Below are 19601 nucleotides of genomic sequence, written 5' to 3'. Positions count from 1 at the left end.
CCACCGATCAGGTCGTCATCCCCTACATCACCAAAGAGATGATCATTACCTTGCTGACCTAGAATGATGTCGTCACCGTCACCACCGTGAATGATCTCATCGCCCCCACAATCGGTAATTTGAGTATCGATCGCGGTGAAGGTGAAGGGTGGCTGTGCTTAATTGAGGGGCAAGGCACTAAGGTCAATTACCCCTTCCACCTTGCCGTGATCGCCAAACACTAGGTCATTGCCACTGCCGGCGGTAATATTATCGCTGCCTGTGCCACCAAATGCGATCGCTACCTGAACCACCAATGAGAATGTCATCTCCTACATTTCCTTCCAGGGTGTCATCTCCGCCATGCTCAGGCAGAATGGTGACGATTCGCTCAATCACATCACTGCTGTTGCGGGTAATCCGGGCGTTGTCACCGACCACGACATCATTGCCATCATTGCCAAAGAGTTGATCTCCGTTGACGCCAGCAGTATCAATGCCGCCAGAGCCACCGACGATAATGTCATCCCCTGCATCGCCGTTAATCGTGTCGCGACCCCCGAACGTGGGAGCTTGGCTGAAGATGTCGTTGGCTTCTGAGCTGCCATCATGACGCACCACCACGCCGTTATCTCCTAAGAGGATATCAGCGCCTGTGCCACCGCTCAGGTTGTCATCACCCGTTCCACCCAAGGCAACATCATCTTCGGTACCCCCTGTGATCGTATCGGTTCCTCCCTCTTCTGGATCACTTGTGGCAATTCTTGTGGCTACAACGCCATTGCGGGTCACAACCCCATGATCACCCAGGAGAATGTCCAAGCCTCGATCACCAGAGATTTGGTCATCGCCACCACCACCCAGTGCAATGTCATTGCCACCGCTACCGAAGATTGTGTCATTGCCACTTGCACTTGCCACTGTAGAAGCTTGCGATCGGATCTCAGTTGCATCCAATAAACCTTGGTCACCGACGATGATGTCATCACCACTGTTGTTGGCGTCATCTCCGACTAAGAGATCGCCTTGACCACCGCCAAAGAGGATGTCGTTGCCCACACCGCCAAAGATGTGGTCAGCCCCAGAGCCACCTTGGGCTTCAGTGGTGACAGCAGTGACAACCCCAGCTGCGATCGCAATCGTGCCATTGTCACCCAGTAAAACATCATTGCCAGCGTCTCCTTGAATCAGATCGCTGCCATCAAGTTGCCCCTCTAGATCAGCCAGAGTGGAGACACCTCCAATGATCGCATCATCACCTTGCCCCCCAAACAGTTGGTCGCTGCCTGCGCCGCCTTCGATGTAGTCATTGTCTTCTTGACCCCGAACCGTGTCATCTCCGGTGCCGCCGAAGAGGCGATCGCGATCGATACCACCTTCAATCAGATCATTGCCACCCTGACCATCCGCCGTGTCATTGCCTGCACCACCAAAGATTTGGTCGTTACCAGCACCCCCAATGCGGCTGATTACTCCTGCTGCAGAGATGATGCCGTGGTCACCCAGAAGGATGTCGTCACCGCCTTCGCCATAGAGGAGGTCATCACCATCAGCATCTCCAGCACTGGCTGTGGAGCTACCGCCAATCAAGCGATCGCTGCCTTCACCCGCATGTAATGTGTCGTTGCCCGTACCACCTTCCAGGTAGTCATCCCCTGCTCCAGCAGTCAGCGTGTCATTGTCAGCGCCACCATCCAGGAGGTCACTACCACCACCCGCCGTGATTTGGTCATTGCCGCCCTCACCATAGAGCTGGTTATTACCTTCTAAGTCAGTGATTTGGTCATCTCCTGCACTACCGCGAACTTTGTCATTGCCCGCGTTACCGGAGAGCACATCGGCATCATCACCACCTTCAATGTCGTCATTGCCGCGATCGCCATCAATAATATCGATGCCCTGACCGCCTTTAATGGTATCAATGCCGTCGCCACCCTTGATGCGATCCTTGCCGTTACCACCCTCGATATCGTCGTCGCCGTGTTCACCAAAGATTTGATCGTTGCCTTCGCCACCTTTGATCACGTCATCGTAGACTAGGCCAGCCTGAGCTGCATTTTGGTCATCACCGTGGAGAACATCGTCGCCAACTCCACCATCAACAGTATCCTGACCCACATTGCCAAAGATTTGGTCGTTGCCTTCGCCCCCCTCGATGTTGTCATTGCCATCGCCGCCTTGGATGTTATCCTTGCCAGCACCACCTTTAATCACATCAGCGCCTGTACCACCTAGAATTTGGTCATCGCCATTGCCACCCAAGATTGTGGTTGCGATCGCCAGATTCTGACCACTGCTAGTGCTTGACTTGATGGTGATGCGATCGTTGCCTTCGCCACCATCGACATAAATCTGGGAGACATCGCTGGACTTGAAGTATTTGGTGTCTCCGTTCACCTTCACTTCCCAAACCAGGTCTCGAACACCATCTTCATTGAAATCGCGGCTTTCGGCATTTTCGTCGCGTAAGGTTACCAAGACCTCATCATCACCATCGGTTGCGCCAGGGAATCGATTAGCGGTGAACTGCCCAGTATGAATCACGAGGGTACCTGCTGCCAGGTCTCCATAATTCGAGCCGTTGCTAATTCCGGCAGGATCAGGTTCGATTGGTGGGCAACTGTGGTTAAACTCAAATAATGTCACCGAGGCTAATTCAAAGGTTTCACGCCAAGAAGTAAAGAGCAGTTCTACCTCGACAAACGCTTCTAAAAAGGCTTTGAAGGCTCCATGGAGATCAAAGACGCAATCTAAGCCACGAGCGATGTTGAGTGCTAATTTATCTCCATAAATCTTGCTGTCGGGTACAGGGTCGTTCCAGTCAGCGGTAATGTCAGCCCGGATACCACCACGAACGCCAGCCGAAGCAATGCCTAGGCTCAGAGATGCTCCAGCCGTGAACTGAGCAGACAGACCCAGTTCGGGCGCTTCTACACCATTCTTGAAGTCATCAAAGAAGAAGCCATCAAGGAAATTACCTGTTTGCAGACCACGGGTATCGAGACCTACGCGGAAGTCAGCAAACATGCTCAATGCGCCACCCAGTTCGGCAAAGATAGGGAAAGGCGGAATAATCGGGCCAAAGCGTTGGCTAAAGCTAAATTCAGCACTGAGAACAGGCAGTTGCCAGTTGACGAGATCAGCCGTCTGCCCAAACAAAAGCTTAAAGATATTCTCTGGACTGAGAATCGGGAAGGTAATACCCAACCCATCAGAGGCATTCAAGCTGGTGAGAACAGTGCGAGAATTTTGTACCTGAGTGTTATCGGGTCCGCTAATGCTGTTTAAAGCATCATCAAAGCTGAAATCTTCTGAGAAGAGATTACCACTACCATCTCTCACTTGACCGAAATCTAAACTCCCCGGAGTTGCAGGCGCAGAGAGGTCTAGGTTGGTCAGGTCAAAGGTGCCGAAATTGAGGACTACATCTCCAGCAGCAGCGAACTCAGCCGCATCATCAACGAACTGGGCAATTTGGGTGACGACGCGAATAATATCTTTCGCACTTTCACCGCCAGAACCGAACAAGCTGAAGGCATCCAGGAAGGTAACAGGCCCAGAGCCAAATAGTTCAGAAAGGTCGGAGAGAACGGGAATCTTCGTATTGAGGATATCCAATAAGGGTCGGATCGGGTCGAGGGCTTGATCGACAGCTTTAAGGATGGGTGCGATCGCCTCTCCTAAGAAATCGCCAATATCCAACCGCACATCATGAAGCACCACGCTCAAATCATCCGAGTAGAAACCTGAAGTGCCGAGTTCAAAACCCCAATCTATTTCTAAATCGGTCTTGATTGATGGCAGATTTTGATTAACTTCCAGGCTACCGCCATCTATTCCATCACTCAGACCTGTTTGCAGAGCTAAATTGATCTGGGCTGTGGCCTCAAGCTGCGGTGTTAGCTTCACATTGGAGAAGTCAAACAGCGACATTCGCTGATTGGCATTTGAAGTGCGATTCGTTGTTAGGGGAATCACGGTAGCCAGTCCGTAACAATAGCCTAACCAACCAAGTCTCCCAAGACTCGTTGAACTCTCGGTCTGATGAAGGTGCAAGCCCTTCCTTCAAGACTCATGAATGACTCCCGACCTGCCCACACCGACTAGACTCGGTTTCTAGAGAGTGAAGCTGGGAACAGGACGCAATCAGATAGCTGTTGTGAGCTAACACTGGCGTTAAGGGGGAGTTCCCATGATGAAATAGAGCCTAAAAAAGCAACCTAGTCAAAAGCAGGTCACAACACTAACAACGCTTAGAAGCCTGACTTCATTGGAGTTTATTCCCGCTGCGTATGTCAAAGACAGCAGCAAGAGTCCAGGGAATCCAGTGGTTGAATTGGCTACATCTAAAGGAACGAACAATCTAACTGAGGGAACGAATAAAAACGCAGTTAAGGTCTGTGGGGAGTCACCCCCATAGTAGGTACGACGAGGTACGGAACCCCTTGACAGCGGGTAGGATGGGGCGTAATTGCCTCAAGGTTTTCAGCGTACACAACACGAAGTAAATCATGGTTAGACACAGCAGCAATGCTAGTGAACTGTGGAAAAACATCAAATGGAAGAAATTCCGAAAGATACTATTCCGATTACAATGTCGCCTGTACAAAGCTATTACCATTGGAAACAAGCGGAAAGCGCGGGGATTGCAGAAACTAATTCTCAAATCTCAAGCGGCTAGACTATTAGCGATCCGACAAGTGACACAGCTCAACGCGGGTAAAAAGACGGCTGGAGTTGATGGAAAATCGTCCCTCAGCATTGAGGCACGTCTAAAATTGAGCGAACAGCTCGAAGCAAGCGCCACCAACTGGAAACATCAAAAGCTTAGGGAAATCCCTATCCTCAAGAAGGACGGCACAACCCGAATGCTCAAAATTCCCACCATCGCAGACAGAGCTTGGCAATGCCTAGCAAAATATGCGTTGGAACCAGCTCACGAAGCAACCTTCCATGCCAGCAGCTACGGGTTCAGGACAGGACGTTCGGCGCACGATGCCCAAAAAATCCTATTTCTGAATCTCAACAGCTCTTGCAATGGCATCAACAAGCGAGTCATCGAACTCGACATTGAAAGATGCTTTGAGCGGATTAGCCACTCTGCAATCATGGACAATCTCATTGCACCGAAAAGCTTAAAGCTCGGAATTTTTCGCTGCCTAAAAGCCGGAACCAATATTGGATTTCCTGACCAAGGGACGCCACAAGGTGGAGTGGCAAGCCCATTACTCGCAAATATTGCTCTGAACGGTATTGAAGAGATTCACCCCAGCCTCCGATACGCGGACGACATGGTGATTATCCTAAAACCAGGAGACGATGAAGCCAAAATTCTTGAACAGGTCAGCGCATTTCTAGTAGCACGGGGAATGAGTGTAAGTGAACGCAAAACCAAAGTAACCGCTACGACAGATGGATTTGACTTCCTTGGCTGGCACTTCAAAGTCCAGCAAAACGGAAAGTTTAGAAGTACTCCTTCAGAGGACAACTTCAGAGCGTTTCGTCAGAAGGTAAAACACATCGTTAACAATGGGAATTATGGTGCCACGGTGAAAGCCGAAAAATTAGCCGTCGTGGTCAGAGGATGGAGGAATTACCATAAGTACTGCAAGATGGATGGGTCTCGAAACTCTCTGTATCACATCCAGTACAGAACTTACCAGGTATTCAACCAGGAAGCTAAGCAAGACCGCCATTCCAGCAAAGAATTGTTGGACAAGGCATTCCCCAAGGTTCCCTACTCCGAATGGAGGTATGCCAATGTCAAAGGAAATAAATCCCCCTATGACGGAGACATTGTCTACTGGAGCAAACGTAGCAGTAAACTCTACGATGGCAGCACCTCCAAAACCCTCAAGAAGCAAAACCATCAATGCAACTCATGTGGACTCAAGTTCATCAGCGAGGAAAGCATTCATTTACATCATGTAGATGGAAAGCACTCAAACTGGAGACACAATAACCTGGTAGTTATCCATAAGAGCTGCCACGATTACATCCACATGGGAAGCACAAGCAAGGCAAGAGCCTAGAAAATCGGGAGCTGGATGCACAGAAATGGGCACGTCCAGATCTAAATGGGAGGGGCAGGACTTAATAGTCCTCCTCGACCCAACCAGGTTGGATGACTCTACGATTAAAATTTTCTCCCGTTGTGCCGTCGAACCAGAGCCAAACGCCAGAAATAAGTCGCCCTTTGGGGTGGCAACGGTGGTACAGGCTTCTAAATCTAGTTTGAAGCGTTTATTGCCGCGCAAGTCGTCAAACTGCCGCGCTCCTGCCTCTCCCGCCACGAGGGTGATGGCCTCAACGGTCAGGCTCTCCGGATCAATCAACACCAGAAAGTTGGCATCATCTTGAATCAGGGCCAGTTTATCGCCCAACCAACTGAGGCTGGAACCGGCGCGAACATGAGCGGGGCGATCGCTAGATGGATCTTGGGTGAAGAACACGCTAAACGCGCTTAAAGCTGCATCTTCCATCCCATAGCGGGTATTCTTACCAGTGCGTTTGTCCGGTAGCAAAGACAGTCGCTGGCGAAAGGAACCGACTATGGTGTCAAACAACCCCCGTTCTTGCAACGGTTCTGGCTCTCTTGGCTCTCTCAGATGTCATTACAATACCGATATTTCCAGGACTTGAACAGCTTTTCGCCAAAATGAGAATTGCTGGGTCCTGCTCAATGATGTTGTTCAAATATTTGATCTGCCGTAATTCGGTCTCAGCTTTCAACGTTTGGGCTTCCTTCAATTCATCCATTGCCACAGGATAAGCTGCATTCTTATCGACGGTGATTATTCGTGGAGTCTGAGTGTGCTGCGCTTTCAGCACTTTACAGAAAAAGCGTGCCGCTGCTTTGCCATCGCGTTTCGCGCTCAGCAGGAAGTCTAATGGGTTGCCTTCCGAATCGACCGCTCGGTACAAATACTTCCACTCTCTTCGGATCTCGATGTAAGTTTCGTCCACCCGCCATGAATCGTTCGTCGCTTGCAAATGCGGTCGAACTCGTTTATCTAACTCTGGGGCGTATTTCAGCACCCAGCGATTGATGGTGGAGTGGTCTACCTTGACCCCTCGCTCGGCCATCATCTCCTCCAAATCTCGATAACTTAAGGCGTAACGGCAGTACCACCGCACATTCAACAGGATAATTTCGGGAAGAACGTGCCGCCACTTAAAGAGATTGGGAGATGCCATTCGATTTAGGTCGGAGAAAATTCAGCCCCACCATCCTACTTGCAGGCCAAGTTTTTGCAACACAACCTTTTTTCGCGGGGTAGATGTGACTAAAACCCATCAAGTCGGTGGCTTTCAAGTGGCAGCCTGTTGGCGAGGCAAATACCGAGGCAAAGTTGCCAAAGAAGGTTGGTTCTTGTTAACCAACTTATCATCCCTGCAAGCGGCAACTCGGGCTTATGCCAAGCGCATAGGGATTGTTGGCGTAGCCTTCCCGAAGGGTACAGATGCTCAGAGATTGCAAAAGGGGAGGCTATCATCTGGAGGGAACAGGGCTCAAAGGCAATCGCTTAATCGCTTTGCTTTTAGTTCTGACTTTAGCCTATGGGGCCGCAACCTTTGCGGGACAAAAACTGCGTCAACACGGGGTGGCCCATTACATTGCTCGTCCCTCCCAATTGCAGCGAAGCCGCCCTAGACATAGCTATTTTTATACAGGTTTGTATGCCTACAGCTGGGTCCACTTTGCCGACACCTGTGCGGATTTGGTTGATGCCTTATTGCAACTGCGTCCTGGAAAGCGACCCTTTTACCAACGAAGTCAACGGGCTATGTCCCTGATTCGCTCTGCTTTGTAACCCCTTCTGTCCCCCCAGCAGCCTAATTGCACTTCATGGCAGCTCCACTTCAATCACCCCAAAATGAGTGAGAACACTGGATTTTTTATATTTTTCAGTTCAAGTATCCGTAATCTACTAATTCTCAAAAGAGAGAAAGGAGATTAAGGTGCAGTTAAGTATTTAGTTTTAATGCGTGTATCCACCATGAGAAAGACGACCCAATTAAAAAATTTACTCCAGTCGCAACAGCTAGAGTTTTTGATGGAAGCTCATAATGGCCTCAGTGCAAAGATTGTTGAAGAAACAGGCTTTAAGGGAATTTGGGCAAGTGGTTTGAGTATTTCTGCCCAGTTAGGGGTCCGTGATAATAACGAAGCCAGTTGGACTCAAGTTTTAGAAGTCATTGAGTTTATGTCCGATGCAACTTCAATCCCCATTCTTTTAGATGGAGATACGGGATATGGTAATTTCAATAACTTGCAACGCCTGATTCGAAAACTTGAGCAACGACACATTGCCGGAGTGTGTATCGAGGACAAAATCTTTCCGAAAACCAATAGTTTCATCAATGGTGATGCGCAGCCTTTAGCAGATATTGATGAATTCTGCGGCAAAATTAAAGCTGCAAAAGATACCCAAACAGATGATGATTTTGTTCTGATCGCTCGAATCGAAGCTTTTATTGCAGGTTGGGGCTTAGCTGAAGCTTTAAAGCGGGCAGAAGCATACCATGCAGTAGGAGCGGACGGAATTCTGATTCACAGCGCACTGCGGATACCCGATGAAATTTTAGCCTTTAAAAAAGAGTGGGGAAACCGCTGCCCGGTTGTGATTGTGCCAACTAAATACTACGCCACGCCAACGGGTATATTTCGGGATCACCAGTTTTCGATCGCCATCTGGGCGAATCATCTACTTCGAGCAGCAGTCACTGGAATGCAGAAGGTGGCGCAGCAGATCAAGGAGGAAGAAAATTTACTGAATGTGGAAGAATCGGTTGCACCCGTGTCTGAGGTATTTAGATTACAGGGAGCAGATGATTTACTAGAGGCAGAAAAGCGTTACTTACCGCAAGAGACTCGAAAAGTACAATCTATCATTCTTGCAGCATCACGAGGAGTTCAGTTAGGGGAACTCACAGAAGACAAACCTAAATGCATGTTAGAGGTTCATGGACAACCGCTACTAATGTCGATCGTGGATACCTACCAAGCAGTTGGAATCAAAAATATCACGGTTGTACGAGGGTACAAAAAAGAATCAGTTAATGTACCGAATCTAAAATACATCGACAACGATGATTACCACTGCACTGGAGAATTGGTATCTCTTGCAATGGCTATGAAGCCGGCAATGCAACACTCTGATGAATTGGTAATCAGCTTCGGCGATGTGATGTACAAGAAATACATTCTGCAAATGCTGCTTGATTCAGGTCACGATTTTACAGTGGTTGTGGATGCTGACAAAAGCAATGATCCCACCCTGGTTCGTCAAAATTACGTCAATTGCTCAATCCCAAATGTAAAACATGCTTTTTATGCCTCCGTTTATTTAAAGCAGGTCAATCGGAGTTTGCCAAAAAATGAAATCTGCGGCATGTGGACAGGATTGCTCAAAGTCTCTAACGAAGGAAAGCAAGTTCTTCAATCGGCGTTAGACTCTCTTTTGCAAGACCAAGAACTTTATCGGCAAGGGCGAGTTACGGCTCTCCTGAATGAACTGATCCAACTCGGTTATCCCATTCACGTTATTTACGTCACGGGGCATTGGCTGAATGTCGATGCGATTAGAGACATGATTGAAGCAGGGAGTTTCTAAATGATTAACGCTAATCAGTTTATTCAAGCTGCAAAAAGATATGGCTTTCAGTTCTACACGGGCGTACCCTGCTCCTATCTCACTCCATTCATCAACTATGTTATTGATTCGCCTGACTTACAGTATGTTGGTGCAGCAAATGAAGGGGATGCAGTGGCGATCGCTTCTGGAATGGAGTTATCTGGAAAGCATAGTGTTGTAATGTTCCAAAATTCTGGGTTAGGGAATGCCGTTAATCCCTTAACGTCCCTGAATCAGATTTTCAAAATTCCAATTCTGATCATTACAACCTGGCGAGGCGAACCTGGCGGGGCACCCGATGAACCTCAACACCAACTGATGGGGGCGATCACTCCACCATTACTGGAATTAATGCAAATTCCCTGGGAGTTCTTTCCTACAGAACCAGAGCAGATTGAACCTGCATTACACCGTGCAATCAATCACATGACTCAACAAAAAACCCCCTATGCACTGATCATGCGGAAGGGTTCAGTAGAAACCTGCGCCCTGAACTCACAGTTACCCGTTAAACCCTTGCCCGTGATACCTGCTTCAATAGCATTTAAACCACAGGCGATCGCGACTCGAACTGACATCTTGAGAGCAATCCAGGCAGCAAGCCAATCACAAGACATTTTATTGGCAACAACCGGCTTTTGTGGACGAGAGCTTTATGCGTTGGATGATCACACAAATCAACTCTATATGGTCGGCTCCATGGGGTGTATCTCCAGCCTGGCGTTAGGAATTGCCCTAGCACAACCACAACGACGAGTCATTGCGATTGATGGGGATGGTGCAGCTTTGATGAGACTGGGTGCCCTAGCAACGATCGGGTATGAACGTCCAACAAACCTACTACACATTCTTTTGGACAACCAGATTCATGAATCCACAGGTGGGCAGTCTACCGTTTCCCATTCAGTTGACTTTTGTACAATCGCCTCTGCCTGTGGTTACGGCAAAGTAGCGTATGCCGTAACACCAGAGCAGGTAAAGGCAGCAATTGAAATGCCTGCCGAACAACTCACATTCCTGTATGTCAAGACAAAGCCTGGTGTACCTGAGAATTTGCCGCGCCCCAAAATCACACCTGACTTTGTTGCCCAACGACTCCGGCACTTTTTGGAGGCATCTGCATGAACCGAACTATTTTATTGAATCCCGGTCCTGTGACGCTGAGCGACCGTGTGCGTCAGGCTCTGTTACGAGGAGATTGGTGTCATCGAGAACCGGAGTTTGCGGAGTTAACCTTGGACATCAAATGTCGTTTGGTGCAGGTTTATCCAGAGGCTATTCAAGAGTATGAAGCTGTGTTGCTGACAGGGTCTGGAACTTGTGCCGTAGAAGCCATGCTCTCAACCCTGATTCCGCAACAGGGTAAGGCTTTAGTTGTGTGTAATGGGGTTTATGGTGAACGCATGGCAGCAATGATTGCTGCTCACCGAAAGGCGATCGCAACGGTTACATCCGAATGGCATAAGCCAATGGATTTGGCAACGATTGAGAACTACTTGATTCACGATCCAGCCATTACCCATGTTGTTGCGGTGCATCATGAAACAACAACCGGACGGTTAAATGACATCGCTAAGTTAGGGCAGCTTTGTAAACGGCGAGAAGTTGCCCTCTTACTTGATACCGTTTCTAGCTTTGGTGCCGAAGCGATCGACTTTGCCAACTGGAACCTGGAAGCCTGTGCCTCAACTGCTAATAAGTGCTTGCATGGAGTACCTGGTCTGGCTTTTGTTTTAGTAAAACGCTCCGTATTCGAGACTCGTACTTCAGCAGCCAATAGTTTATACCTTGATTTGTATCGCTATTATCAGGAACAAAAGCAAGGATTTTCACCATTTACGCAAGCAGTACAAGTTGCCTTTGCTTTACAAGAAGCCCTTAAAGAATTAGAGGAGCTGGGCGGTTGGAAGACCCGCCATCTACGATATCGAATGCTTGCTCAACGAATTCGCGGAGAGTTAAAGAGTCTGGGCTTCGATCTACTCTTGCCTGATTCTGATTGTAGTATTTCGTTAACATCCTTCCAACTCCTACCTAATCTTTCCTATACCGAAATTCATGACAGCCTGAAGCGGGCAGACTTCATCATCTATGCCGGACAAGGGGGGTTGAAAAATTCCATTTTTCGGATTGCCAATATGGGAGACATTCAAAACGAGGATGTTGACCGATTACTGAATTGTTTTCGGGCCATCGCTCTTCGACTTGAGGAACAGTGCCTATGACTTGGTTAGCGATCTCGTTAGTTCTAACATCTGCTGTTATTCATGCAACTTGGAATCTTCTAGCACATTCAAAAAAAGCGGATGGGCTCGTTTTTCTGCGACTCTCACTTCTGACAGGACTGGTAGGATTACTGCCAGCTCTATTCGCAGAGTACAAGAGTGCTTTTCCACTAACCGTCTGGGGGTTGCTCATTTTAACAGGTTTATTCGAGGCTGTGTACTACTTAGGGCTAACAATGGGTTACCGTCACGGAAACTTTAGCGTTGTTTACCCGGTGGCACGTGCCCTACCAATTCTCTTCCTATCGATCGTGGATGTTAGTCGTGGACGAACCCCCTCTCTGCTCGGTTGGTTAGGGATTTTACTGGTTGTAATTGGATGTGTTCTGGCTCCCTTACAATCCCTACGAAATGTCAAATTAACCGATTACTGGAACCAAGCAACTGTTTGGATTCTAGTCATTATGTTCGCCACAGTTGGGTATACAACGGTTGATAAATTTGCAGCAGAATTGATTCCTACGGGAGCTGAAACGTCAGCGCGTTATATTATTTGGCAGTCCCTCCTGACTATACCCTTTTTAGGCATTGCTCTTAAATGTATGGGCGAACCAATAAGCAAGCAAAAGATCTTGATGGATTGGAAAGGAACCACCATTTATGCGTCTTTTGTTTTTGGTTCCTACTGGCTGATGCTATGGGCATACCAGTTGAGTCCCTACGTCAGCTACTTATCCGCTTTACGCCAATTCAGCATTGTCCTTGGTGTTGCCTATGCAACGGTAGTTTTTCGAGAACCATCACCCGCTCTCCGCATTAGTGCTGCGATATTAATAACGTTAGGAATGCTTTGTATCAGCCAAACTTCTTGAGGAAGTATTACGGTTAGAAATTGCACCCAGTCTCGCTTGCCATACAAAGGCGAATCTGATCCCTGAGGAGTTGCAGGAGGTCCGGCGCTTCTTGGGGCAGACCTCAGGGGGTAACAAGAAGGCTAGAACAAGGACTGGAGGCGGGAAATAGCGTGTAAACCTCGCTGAAGATAGGGTTGCTTATTGTCACTAAGCTGCATCCAAGACTCTACCCAATCGGTGGCTAAATCCATGCCATCTAACCAGGCTTGGGCATACAAACCCACCCAAAAATCGCTATGTCTGCGGCGCATTCTTCGTCCTTCTCTGGCGCGACAAATATAGCTAGCTAAGCCTTGAGTGCGAACTTCATGACCTTGAATGACTGCGCTGGTGTAAGCAAGGGCTAAGAGGACAAATAAACCCGATAAGCGTTGAGGATTGAGACGGGTAGATTCCACCTGATACCCTCCACTTTTGTAGTCACGAAAAAAAGCTTCAATGCCCATGCGATGTTGGTAAGCCTTCACAGCAACCCCTAAAGCGGGCAGATTGGTTAGGAGAAACCAAGCACTGTTCTCACAATGGCCTCGATAAGCTCGTTTCCAATAACTAGCCACATTAAACAGTCCAACTCCTGCTTGTTTCGTCACCTTCACCTGCTCGAAGAATTGTGATTGACCTGGCTTTAATCCCAAGGATTGGAGTTGCCCAAAAAAACCCGTTTCATCTTGAATATACTCGTTACAGCGTAAGCGTAAACAGAAGTTGAACTGCTCTTGGCACAGCCATCTCGCTAGATGCACCGAGCAAAATTCTCGGTCGCCTAAGACCACGACTTGATAAGGTTTAAGCAAGGCTAAGAGTGGGCGTAAAACCGCTTGTTGTTGCGCTAAACCCGAACTCCCAGAATGCGACAAGAACTGCCAGTACAAAGGTAAAGCTCGCCCTCGATAAATCACACTGGCCGTCAGCACATTCACCCCTTGCCACTGCGTGCGGTCAAGGACCACGTAGAGAGTTTGTCCCATTCGGAATTGGTGAGACAGCAACTAGCCCACCAAAGGCAACCAGAGGGTATCAATGTGCAACTGAGGGCTAGAAAACAAGCGTTGCAAACAGCGGCGACGGCCCTCAAATTGAATCGGCAGCGGTAAGTTGGCAGCGAGCCTTTCGAGGCGCACTTGTTGGTGCCATTGCAATAGCAACACCAGCAGATTCACGAGTCGATAATGGCGAGGACTGAGGCACTGTTGGAGATGAGCTTGGTAGAATAGAGGCAACATTTTTCGGGGGTAGGCTTGTGGTCAAGTAGCAAGCCTATCTTTTTTTGTACTTAGCGGCTCTATTCCTTGCTACACCCCTGCTTCAAGCTTCCTGTTACCCCCTGAGTGGGGCAGACCCAACTGCGTGATTTGGTTGAAGGTGGAGCGATCGCAGTTAATACTTGAGCACCAACCGAGATCGCTCTGACCGTTCAAGTTCCCGGGGTAGCGAGAAGCCTATGCATTGTCACATCTTTCTTCACAAAAAGGATAACTATCAAAAAGGCTTACGTGACATAGGGTTGAGCGATCGCCCCTTCATCCATCTCACCTTTTCACACGCGCGAATTTAACGAAAGTACAGATGATATGTGACCAAACATCACGGAATTTCTCGTTAATGAAAGAGATGTTGAGATCGCTTCAAGGGTAGTGCATCAAATAATAGTGGGATAGGTAATGAGATCATGCCAAGTCCAGGGCTGTAGCGTTAATCCTGCTCGTTGAGCTGCGGTCGTCTTCAATCGACTATGCTGCCAAATCCAGTTGAAGTAACTCACGACTATCCGTGTCGTTACCTTGGTTTGTTCCCACACCTTGCCAAACTTATTCTGTCTGTGGTGCCACCGTCCGGTCTGTTGTCTCACCACTCCATTGGTTCTCTCTAAGCGTTGCGTCTTGTCTTTGCCAATGTAATGGAGAATCTCAGGTGGCAATACTCTCTCGTAGCTTCCCCAACCATCACTATTCCAACATTTACAGACGGTTTTGCCTTCACTACTAACCACTAACTCCTCAATCAATTCGTCCGTATGTTTTCCCACTCGGGCCGCTAGGATCAGCCCACTCGAATCAGCTAGACTCACTCCAATCCAGCAATCCCCAACTTCTAACTCGTCGGGAAGGCACTGCTTCTGTTTTTTGCGACAAATGACCACAGTTCATCCGCGCTCACTTCCTGCGTTTGTACTGCCTGAACTTGAGCATTATGCACCAACTGCGCCTGCTGGCTGGCGGCACGAACGATGCTCACGACCGTGTTATAGGCAAGTCCACTCGTGCGGCTAATCCCTCTCAGACTGCTGCCTTCGCTATGTGCCTGTAATACCTGTCGAATCTGTTCTGGTGTGACTTGGCGATGGTAGTACAAGGTGTCAAAGCGTTCATTGAATGTTTGCTGGCACTGCGGACAGAAATATCGTTGGCTGCCGTTAGGAGCTTTGCCATGCTTATGTATACGGGGGTAAGCACAGAGTTTGCATTCCATAGATCATGCTTGGGGGTAGGTGCTTTTCTACTTTACCGAACCCACCACGTTTTGATGCACGACCGATAATAGCTATTACCGTTAGCTGTTCAATTTTTCAGATCTTTCAGTGCCGTCAAGTAACCCTGTTTAGTTCATCTGAAGCGATCGCTTAGGTAGCATTACAAAGCAAATATGAGCTGGTAACATATCCCTCCAACCCTCCAGGAGCCATAACATAGTAAAACTCTGAGGTATTAGGAGCCAATCCTTTGACGCTGACTTTGGTGCCATCTTTCAACACGCCTGCAACCAACGTTTCACTGCCTCCCCAAACTGTCGCCTCTTTACGAAGGTTGACATAGCCTCCTGGTTCCAAGGTTTTGATGCGCATTTTGCCAGCAAAACGCCCACTCGAAGCAATTTTCACTAAAGAACGGAACTGGAGGTTATCAACCACGACAGGTGCCTTTTCTCCAGTTACCAACAGACTGGCTCCACGTCGTCCCTCACCCAAAAACTTGATCAACGTCCCGTTAGCCAGTGACCGCAAGGAGCCATCTGAGCGGCGAGCTACCAAGCCTAACCCATCAGAAGTTTTGACTTGATAAAAGCTCGATCGTTGGCAAGCATTTTCAGGAATTGGTTTTAGGCCTGAAGGCATAGCGTGGGATGGATTCGCAGCGCTTATGGCTCCAACTACTGTAGCTAAACTTAACCCCGCGATCGCCCAGCGTTGTAACAGAAATTCCATAGTGTTTCTCTCAGGAGCAATGAAACAGTAAACATTCGGTTCAAACGTTTCTCTCAAGCAACTTCACAACAGGCCCCTTAGGATTTCGGATGGGACTGATGGTGGCTTCCCAAAAGCGTTAACCCACCCCCTCGCATGCACAATCAAGGCCTAATTGAAGCGAAGCTGTCACCGGATGCAATTAGGTCTAATTCGGAGTTTGAAACAACGCAAACTCGTTGTTTGGTTGAGGCTCGCGTGGAGGATGATAGAACTTTTTGGTACAGAACAACTAGGCTCAATCCCTTGTTCTATGAGAATTTCAGCTTAATTGCACTTCGTGACAGCCTCGCTTCAAACACCCCAATGAGCAGGTCATACATTACGGCACCCAGTCAAAGCGCCGACAACATCACTTACAGCGGTTCTTGCTTGAGTGAGCTACAGTTTGATAGCCTAAGCAAGTCTTGTAAGATCAGGAACTAGCTGCTCATGCCTGCCCCTCTGTCTGTTGATTTGCGGCAAAGAATTATCGCTTTGTATGAGGCGAAAGAAGGATCTCAACGACAACTGGCAAAGCGATTCAAGGTGAGTCTATCGTTCATCAGAGATTTGATGCGACACTATCGCAAAACAGGAACTGTGCAACCAAAACCTCACGGGGGAGGAGCAGTTGCCAAGTTAGGGAAGGAACAGTTGCCCATCGTTGCAGCCTTAGTCACGGCTCAACCGGATGCTCTGCTCAGAGAGTTGTGTGAACGCTTTGCTCAACAAACTGGGATAGAGGTGAGCGTATCGACCATGCAACAAGCTGTGTGCAAGCTCAAGCTCAGCGTCAAAAAAAACATTGATTGCGGCTGAACAAGACACGCAACGGGTCCAGGATCTGCGGTTTGCTTACCGATTGTGGAGTCTCACAATCGACCCTCGGAACTTGGTATTTATTGATGAAACGGGTATCCATCTGGCAATGACACGCTTATATGGTCGCGCCCCCATTGGCGAACGCTTGTATGACAGTGAGGCTCCTAGTAACGGTGGTCAGAACATCTCGTTGATTGGGGGCATGAGTATCGATGGGCTGATTGCAACCCTGAGTATTGTTGGCAGCGTCAATACCGATGTGTTCTTGTTCTACATCCAAGAGATTTTGATTCCTCAATTATGGGTGGGAGCGATCATCGTAATGGATAACTTACCTGTTCATCATGCTTCAGTCGTGCAGGAGGCAATTGCTGCGGTCGGAGCAAACGTTGTGTTTTTGCCGCCTTACTCTCCCGACCTTTCACCCATTGAGTTATGTTGGTCAAAACTCAAGCAACTGTTGCGATCGGCTAAAGCTCGAACTAAGGAAGCACTTGATCAAGCGTTAACCCAGATTATCAATGAGTGCATTTCTGATGATGATGCCCTTGGTTGGTTCGCTCACTGTGGTTTATTCATCTGAAAACCGCTGTAATTACCACGGCTCAAAGCAATCGTAGTTGCGTTGGGCACTGATCTTGCCGTCACGAAATTCCAAAAACACGGCAAAGTGGGCACGCATCGTGTCACCTGCGGCAAGCGGGCCGACGGCGTGGGCAAGTGTTCCACTCCATTGCGCTTCCAGCACGATGAGATCCCTGGCTTCAACAATGTTTGTTATATCGTAAGATTGGCGTGCCGTGATTTGCTTGCCGCGCTCGTTCCCCTCAAGCAAAGCGTTCAGATCGCGCGTAGCTCCGTTTGGGACGAGCCGATTAGGAAACTCCTCTTGCACCACATCATCCGTGAAAAACGTGGCGAGTTCGTCCGCCCGACGCCTCGCTCCAACGCGCTCAAATACTGGCGTGCAATGGTGAGATGTGTATTCATACTGCTCTCGTCACTGGGCTCAGCTGTAAACAAACTCATCAATCGTGCGAAGAACTGAAACGTTGATTTAAGAACAAGCTTATTGACAGTTGTAGAGCGCTGCAAGCTACATTTTGATTCAGATGCATTAACTGTAAAACGAAGAACCCGATACTGTTGGCAAAGTTCGACGGGGATCACACCTCACTTAATCTGGAGCTAGAACCGCGAAACGAGAAATCCGAGTTTTTGATCTCGGCACTCCAGTCAACCAGTTGACTAAGCGATCGAGATTCATCGCTGCAGCGATCGCTTCTTTCCAGTGGGTTAAGGCTTGAGTGTAATCTTGAGCCCTATAGGCTTCTACACCCTTGTTATAACTAAAGAGTGGAGCTTCTGGACTAGAGCGCTGGCCTTGGATAGCAGTGCAGCTATTGAGTAGAACAGCACTTAGGAGCAGCATAAAGGTCAAGCTAGTCAAGCACAGCTTGCTTTTGTTAAACATAAAGTAGAGATTTAGGCAGTAGAGGTTATCCAGAGAGGGTTCCAAGATAACCTGAGAAAACAGCGCCTCAGGCAGAAGGAATTAACTGCCGCTTTAACCAAGCATCAGCTTCAGCGTGGAGATAGCAAGGATCAGGATGTGTTTTGCAATAGCTCGATCGTAGGCAGCTAGGATCAAGCCATAGTCTCCCCGCTCGATCCGCAACATGCCTTAATGGAATCAAGCCTGACACTAAGTAGGATTGAGAAAGCTGCAAACAGGCAAAAATCAGGCATAGAACAGGTAAAGCTTTGGAGGCGATCGCTCGCGCCGCTCAATTAATAGAGCTAGCCCAACAGCGGCTGGAAGAAATTGCCCGGATGCTAGGAGAAATTGAGATAACTGAGCAAGGCATTCAACAGGCGAAGATTACTGGTCAGGGGATGCAACAGCCAGAGATTTTTAGCCGTTATCAACAAAGCCTCAACCGAGAGATATATGACGCGATCGAGCAGCTAGAGGCGATTCAACAGCGGAAGAATAAGAGTTCTATGGGTTCGTTTGGGCATGACCAAAAGCCTAAGGGGAACTAGTACCCTAGAACCTAACTCAACTACAGATTGCCAGCTCATATAACACATCTCAAATCTCTCAAAAATAGTCTACGCCTGCTTATGCTGGGCTGGGTACCCTCAGGGACAAACAATGTTGAGGTTGCTTTTGCCATGAGCAGCGTAGCTAGCGGAATGAGTAGAGCGAGAAGTGTATCCAAATTCAAGATTCTTGTTTTAGAAGCTTGCACCCTCGCCCAAAGCCAAACTACGAAACGTTTCCAAGAGAACAAAAATGTTGAGTATAAATACTATAAAGATTTTCTTGTTGAGCACTATTATGGTTACCTTGACAGGATGTAGTGCTTCTGCGGGTTCCTCATCTTCAAGTACCACAAATAGTGATTCAAGTAGCATTGCTATAAAAGATTATTCAGCTAGGGTTACCTACAATGACTATTCAGCTAGGGTTACCCACGATGGTTATTCAACTCACATTACTAGTCGTTCTGACAAACTCTCTGTCACTATCGATAATGGGCAAGAAAAGACTTTTAGTAGTTTCACCGAATTATGCTTAGATCGAACACTATATAACGACATAAAAACTTCAATAGATGAAATACTTAAAGAAATTAATATTGTCGATTGCAATAAAGCCGAGGAAAAGTTGCATAGTCTTACAGAAATAGATTTAAGCAATAGTCGAATCTACAATTTATTGCCTTTTGTATGGTTTACAAACTTGCAAAAGATTAACTTAAGTAATACGCAAGTTAAAAACTTAGTATATTTC

18 protein-coding genes and 4 pseudogenes are annotated in these 19601 nt (G+C 48.0%); 11 read left to right on the top strand and 11 right to left on the bottom strand.

Annotated features, from left to right (window positions below):
- Positions 1-8: 8 nt before the first annotated feature.
- Positions 9-131, bottom strand: a pseudogene (locus KME12_22875) (calcium-binding protein).
- On the opposite strand from KME12_22875, the gene KME12_22870 reads away from it, so the two are divergent.
- Entirely contained in the window at positions 87-224 is a 138-nt protein-coding gene (locus KME12_22870; GenBank protein ID MBW4490628.1) for a hypothetical protein, read from the top strand. The pseudogene KME12_22875 and the gene KME12_22870 sit on opposite strands and share 45 nt — an antisense overlap.
- Here the strand turns inward: KME12_22870 and KME12_22865 are convergent.
- Together KME12_22865 and KME12_22860 are read right to left on the bottom strand one after the other, a co-directional pair.
- Positions 159-308 (bottom strand): hypothetical protein, encoded by a 150-nt coding sequence (locus KME12_22865; GenBank protein MBW4490627.1) that lies wholly within the window; start codon positions 306-308, stop codon positions 159-161. The two genes, KME12_22870 and KME12_22865, sit on opposite strands and share 66 nt — an antisense overlap.
- Positions 250-3957 carry a calcium-binding protein gene (locus KME12_22860; protein ID MBW4490626.1) on the bottom strand — a complete coding sequence of 1236 codons (3708 nt, stop codon included), beginning with the start codon at positions 3955-3957 and terminating at the stop codon, positions 250-252. The genes KME12_22865 and KME12_22860 overlap by 59 nt, the downstream gene beginning before the upstream one ends.
- A gap of 533 nt (positions 3958-4490) precedes the next feature.
- Here KME12_22860 and KME12_22855 point away from each other — a divergent pair.
- Positions 4491-6011 carry a reverse transcriptase N-terminal domain-containing protein gene (locus tag KME12_22855; protein MBW4490625.1) on the top strand — a complete coding sequence of 507 codons (1521 nt, stop codon included), beginning with the start codon at positions 4491-4493 and terminating at the stop codon, positions 6009-6011.
- A 396-nt stretch (positions 6012-6407) separates the two neighbouring features.
- Here KME12_22855 and KME12_22850 read toward each other — a convergent pair.
- Positions 6408-6533, bottom strand: a pseudogene (locus KME12_22850) (ISNCY family transposase).
- Positions 6534-6651: 118 nt separating this feature from the next.
- Positions 6652-7176 (bottom strand): annotated as a pseudogene (locus KME12_22845) (IS6 family transposase).
- A gap of 266 nt (positions 7177-7442) precedes the next feature.
- On the opposite strand from KME12_22845, the gene KME12_22840 reads away from it, so the two are divergent.
- From KME12_22840 to KME12_22820, 5 genes are all read left to right on the top strand, one after another.
- On the top strand, positions 7443-7793 hold the full coding sequence (locus tag KME12_22840; protein MBW4490624.1) for a hypothetical protein: 351 nt from the start codon (positions 7443-7445) through the stop codon (positions 7791-7793).
- A 243-nt stretch (positions 7794-8036) separates the two neighbouring features.
- A complete protein-coding gene (gene aepX, locus KME12_22835; GenBank protein MBW4490623.1) occupies positions 8037-9596 on the top strand; it encodes a phosphoenolpyruvate mutase in 1560 nt (519 codons plus the stop codon).
- Positions 9597-10742 carry a phosphonopyruvate decarboxylase gene (aepY, locus tag KME12_22830; protein ID MBW4490622.1) on the top strand — a complete coding sequence of 382 codons (1146 nt, stop codon included), beginning with the start codon at positions 9597-9599 and terminating at the stop codon, positions 10740-10742.
- A complete protein-coding gene (locus KME12_22825; GenBank protein MBW4490621.1) occupies positions 10739-11842 on the top strand; it encodes a 2-aminoethylphosphonate--pyruvate transaminase in 1104 nt (367 codons plus the stop codon). The genes aepY and KME12_22825 overlap by 4 nt, the downstream gene beginning before the upstream one ends.
- Positions 11839-12714: an EamA family transporter gene (locus tag KME12_22820; protein ID MBW4490620.1), complete on the top strand. Its 876-nt coding sequence runs from the start codon at positions 11839-11841 to the stop codon at positions 12712-12714. Before KME12_22825 ends, KME12_22820 begins: the two co-directional genes overlap by 4 nt.
- 122 nt (positions 12715-12836) lie before the next feature.
- On the opposite strand, the gene KME12_22815 is transcribed toward KME12_22820, so the two are convergent.
- The 4 genes from KME12_22815 to KME12_22800 form a co-directional block, all read right to left on the bottom strand.
- Positions 12837-13724: an IS4 family transposase gene (locus KME12_22815; GenBank protein ID MBW4490619.1), complete on the bottom strand. Its 888-nt coding sequence runs from the start codon at positions 13722-13724 to the stop codon at positions 12837-12839.
- A 21-nt stretch (positions 13725-13745) separates the two neighbouring features.
- Positions 13746-13979, bottom strand: coding sequence for a hypothetical protein (locus KME12_22810; GenBank protein MBW4490618.1), 234 nt, complete (start codon positions 13977-13979; stop codon positions 13746-13748).
- A 416-nt stretch (positions 13980-14395) separates the two neighbouring features.
- A protein-coding gene (locus tag KME12_22805; protein ID MBW4490617.1) for an IS1 family transposase occupies positions 14396-15225 on the bottom strand; the annotation gives its coding sequence in 2 pieces (ribosomal slippage) (positions 14396-14881 and positions 14884-15225; 828 coding nt in all).
- Between the two features lie 151 nt (positions 15226-15376).
- Positions 15377-15958, bottom strand: a complete 582-nt coding sequence (locus KME12_22800; GenBank protein MBW4490616.1) for an SH3 domain-containing protein — start codon at positions 15956-15958, stop codon at positions 15377-15379.
- A gap of 471 nt (positions 15959-16429) precedes the next feature.
- Between KME12_22800 and KME12_22795 the strand changes: the two genes are divergently transcribed.
- Both KME12_22795 and KME12_22790 read left to right on the top strand, forming a co-directional pair.
- Positions 16430-16798, top strand: coding sequence for a transposase (locus KME12_22795; GenBank protein MBW4490615.1), 369 nt, complete (start codon positions 16430-16432; stop codon positions 16796-16798).
- Entirely contained in the window at positions 16785-17384 is a 600-nt protein-coding gene (locus tag KME12_22790) for an IS630 family transposase (protein ID MBW4490614.1), read from the top strand. The genes KME12_22795 and KME12_22790 overlap by 14 nt, the downstream gene beginning before the upstream one ends.
- 12 nt (positions 17385-17396) lie before the next feature.
- Here KME12_22790 and KME12_22785 read toward each other — a convergent pair.
- Together KME12_22785 and KME12_22780 are read right to left on the bottom strand one after the other, a co-directional pair.
- A pseudogene (locus KME12_22785) lies at positions 17397-17744 on the bottom strand (nuclear transport factor 2 family protein).
- A gap of 234 nt (positions 17745-17978) precedes the next feature.
- Positions 17979-18251, bottom strand: coding sequence for a hypothetical protein (locus KME12_22780; GenBank protein MBW4490613.1), 273 nt, complete (start codon positions 18249-18251; stop codon positions 17979-17981).
- Positions 18252-18565: 314 nt separating this feature from the next.
- Between KME12_22780 and KME12_22775 the strand changes: the two genes are divergently transcribed.
- Together KME12_22775 and KME12_22770 are read left to right on the top strand one after the other, a co-directional pair.
- On the top strand, positions 18566-18847 hold the full coding sequence (locus tag KME12_22775) for a hypothetical protein (protein ID MBW4490612.1): 282 nt from the start codon (positions 18566-18568) through the stop codon (positions 18845-18847).
- Positions 18848-19145: 298 nt separating this feature from the next.
- The coding region (locus KME12_22770; protein ID MBW4490611.1) for a hypothetical protein at positions 19146-19601 on the top strand (456 nt) is incomplete at its 3' end.

Source organism: Trichocoleus desertorum ATA4-8-CV12, from assembly GCA_019358975.1.
In the GTDB taxonomy this organism is placed as follows: Bacteria; Cyanobacteriota; Cyanobacteriia; order FACHB-46; family FACHB-46; genus Trichocoleus; species Trichocoleus desertorum_A.
This window is presented reverse-complemented; position numbering and strand designations above follow the sequence as displayed.

Excerpts from the sequence above, each read along its gene's own strand:
- KME12_22865 (MBW4490627.1), bottom strand. The coding sequence starts at position 308 with ATGACATTCTCATTGGTGGTTCAGGTAGCGATCGCATTTGGTGGCACA.
- KME12_22855 (MBW4490625.1), top strand. The coding sequence starts at position 4,491 with ATGGTTAGACACAGCAGCAATGCTAGTGAACTGTGGAAAAACATCAAA.
- KME12_22840 (MBW4490624.1), top strand. The coding sequence starts at position 7,443 with ATGCTCAGAGATTGCAAAAGGGGAGGCTATCATCTGGAGGGAACAGGG.
- aepX (MBW4490623.1), top strand. The coding sequence starts at position 8,037 with ATGGAAGCTCATAATGGCCTCAGTGCAAAGATTGTTGAAGAAACAGGC.
- aepY (MBW4490622.1), top strand. The coding sequence starts at position 9,597 with ATGATTAACGCTAATCAGTTTATTCAAGCTGCAAAAAGATATGGCTTT.
- KME12_22825 (MBW4490621.1), top strand. The coding sequence starts at position 10,739 with ATGAACCGAACTATTTTATTGAATCCCGGTCCTGTGACGCTGAGCGAC.
- KME12_22820 (MBW4490620.1), top strand. The coding sequence starts at position 11,839 with ATGACTTGGTTAGCGATCTCGTTAGTTCTAACATCTGCTGTTATTCAT.
- KME12_22815 (MBW4490619.1), bottom strand. The coding sequence starts at position 13,724 with ATGGGACAAACTCTCTACGTGGTCCTTGACCGCACGCAGTGGCAAGGG.
- KME12_22810 (MBW4490618.1), bottom strand. The coding sequence starts at position 13,979 with ATGTTGCCTCTATTCTACCAAGCTCATCTCCAACAGTGCCTCAGTCCT.
- KME12_22800 (MBW4490616.1), bottom strand. The coding sequence starts at position 15,958 with ATGGAATTTCTGTTACAACGCTGGGCGATCGCGGGGTTAAGTTTAGCT.
- KME12_22795 (MBW4490615.1), top strand. The coding sequence starts at position 16,430 with ATGCCTGCCCCTCTGTCTGTTGATTTGCGGCAAAGAATTATCGCTTTG.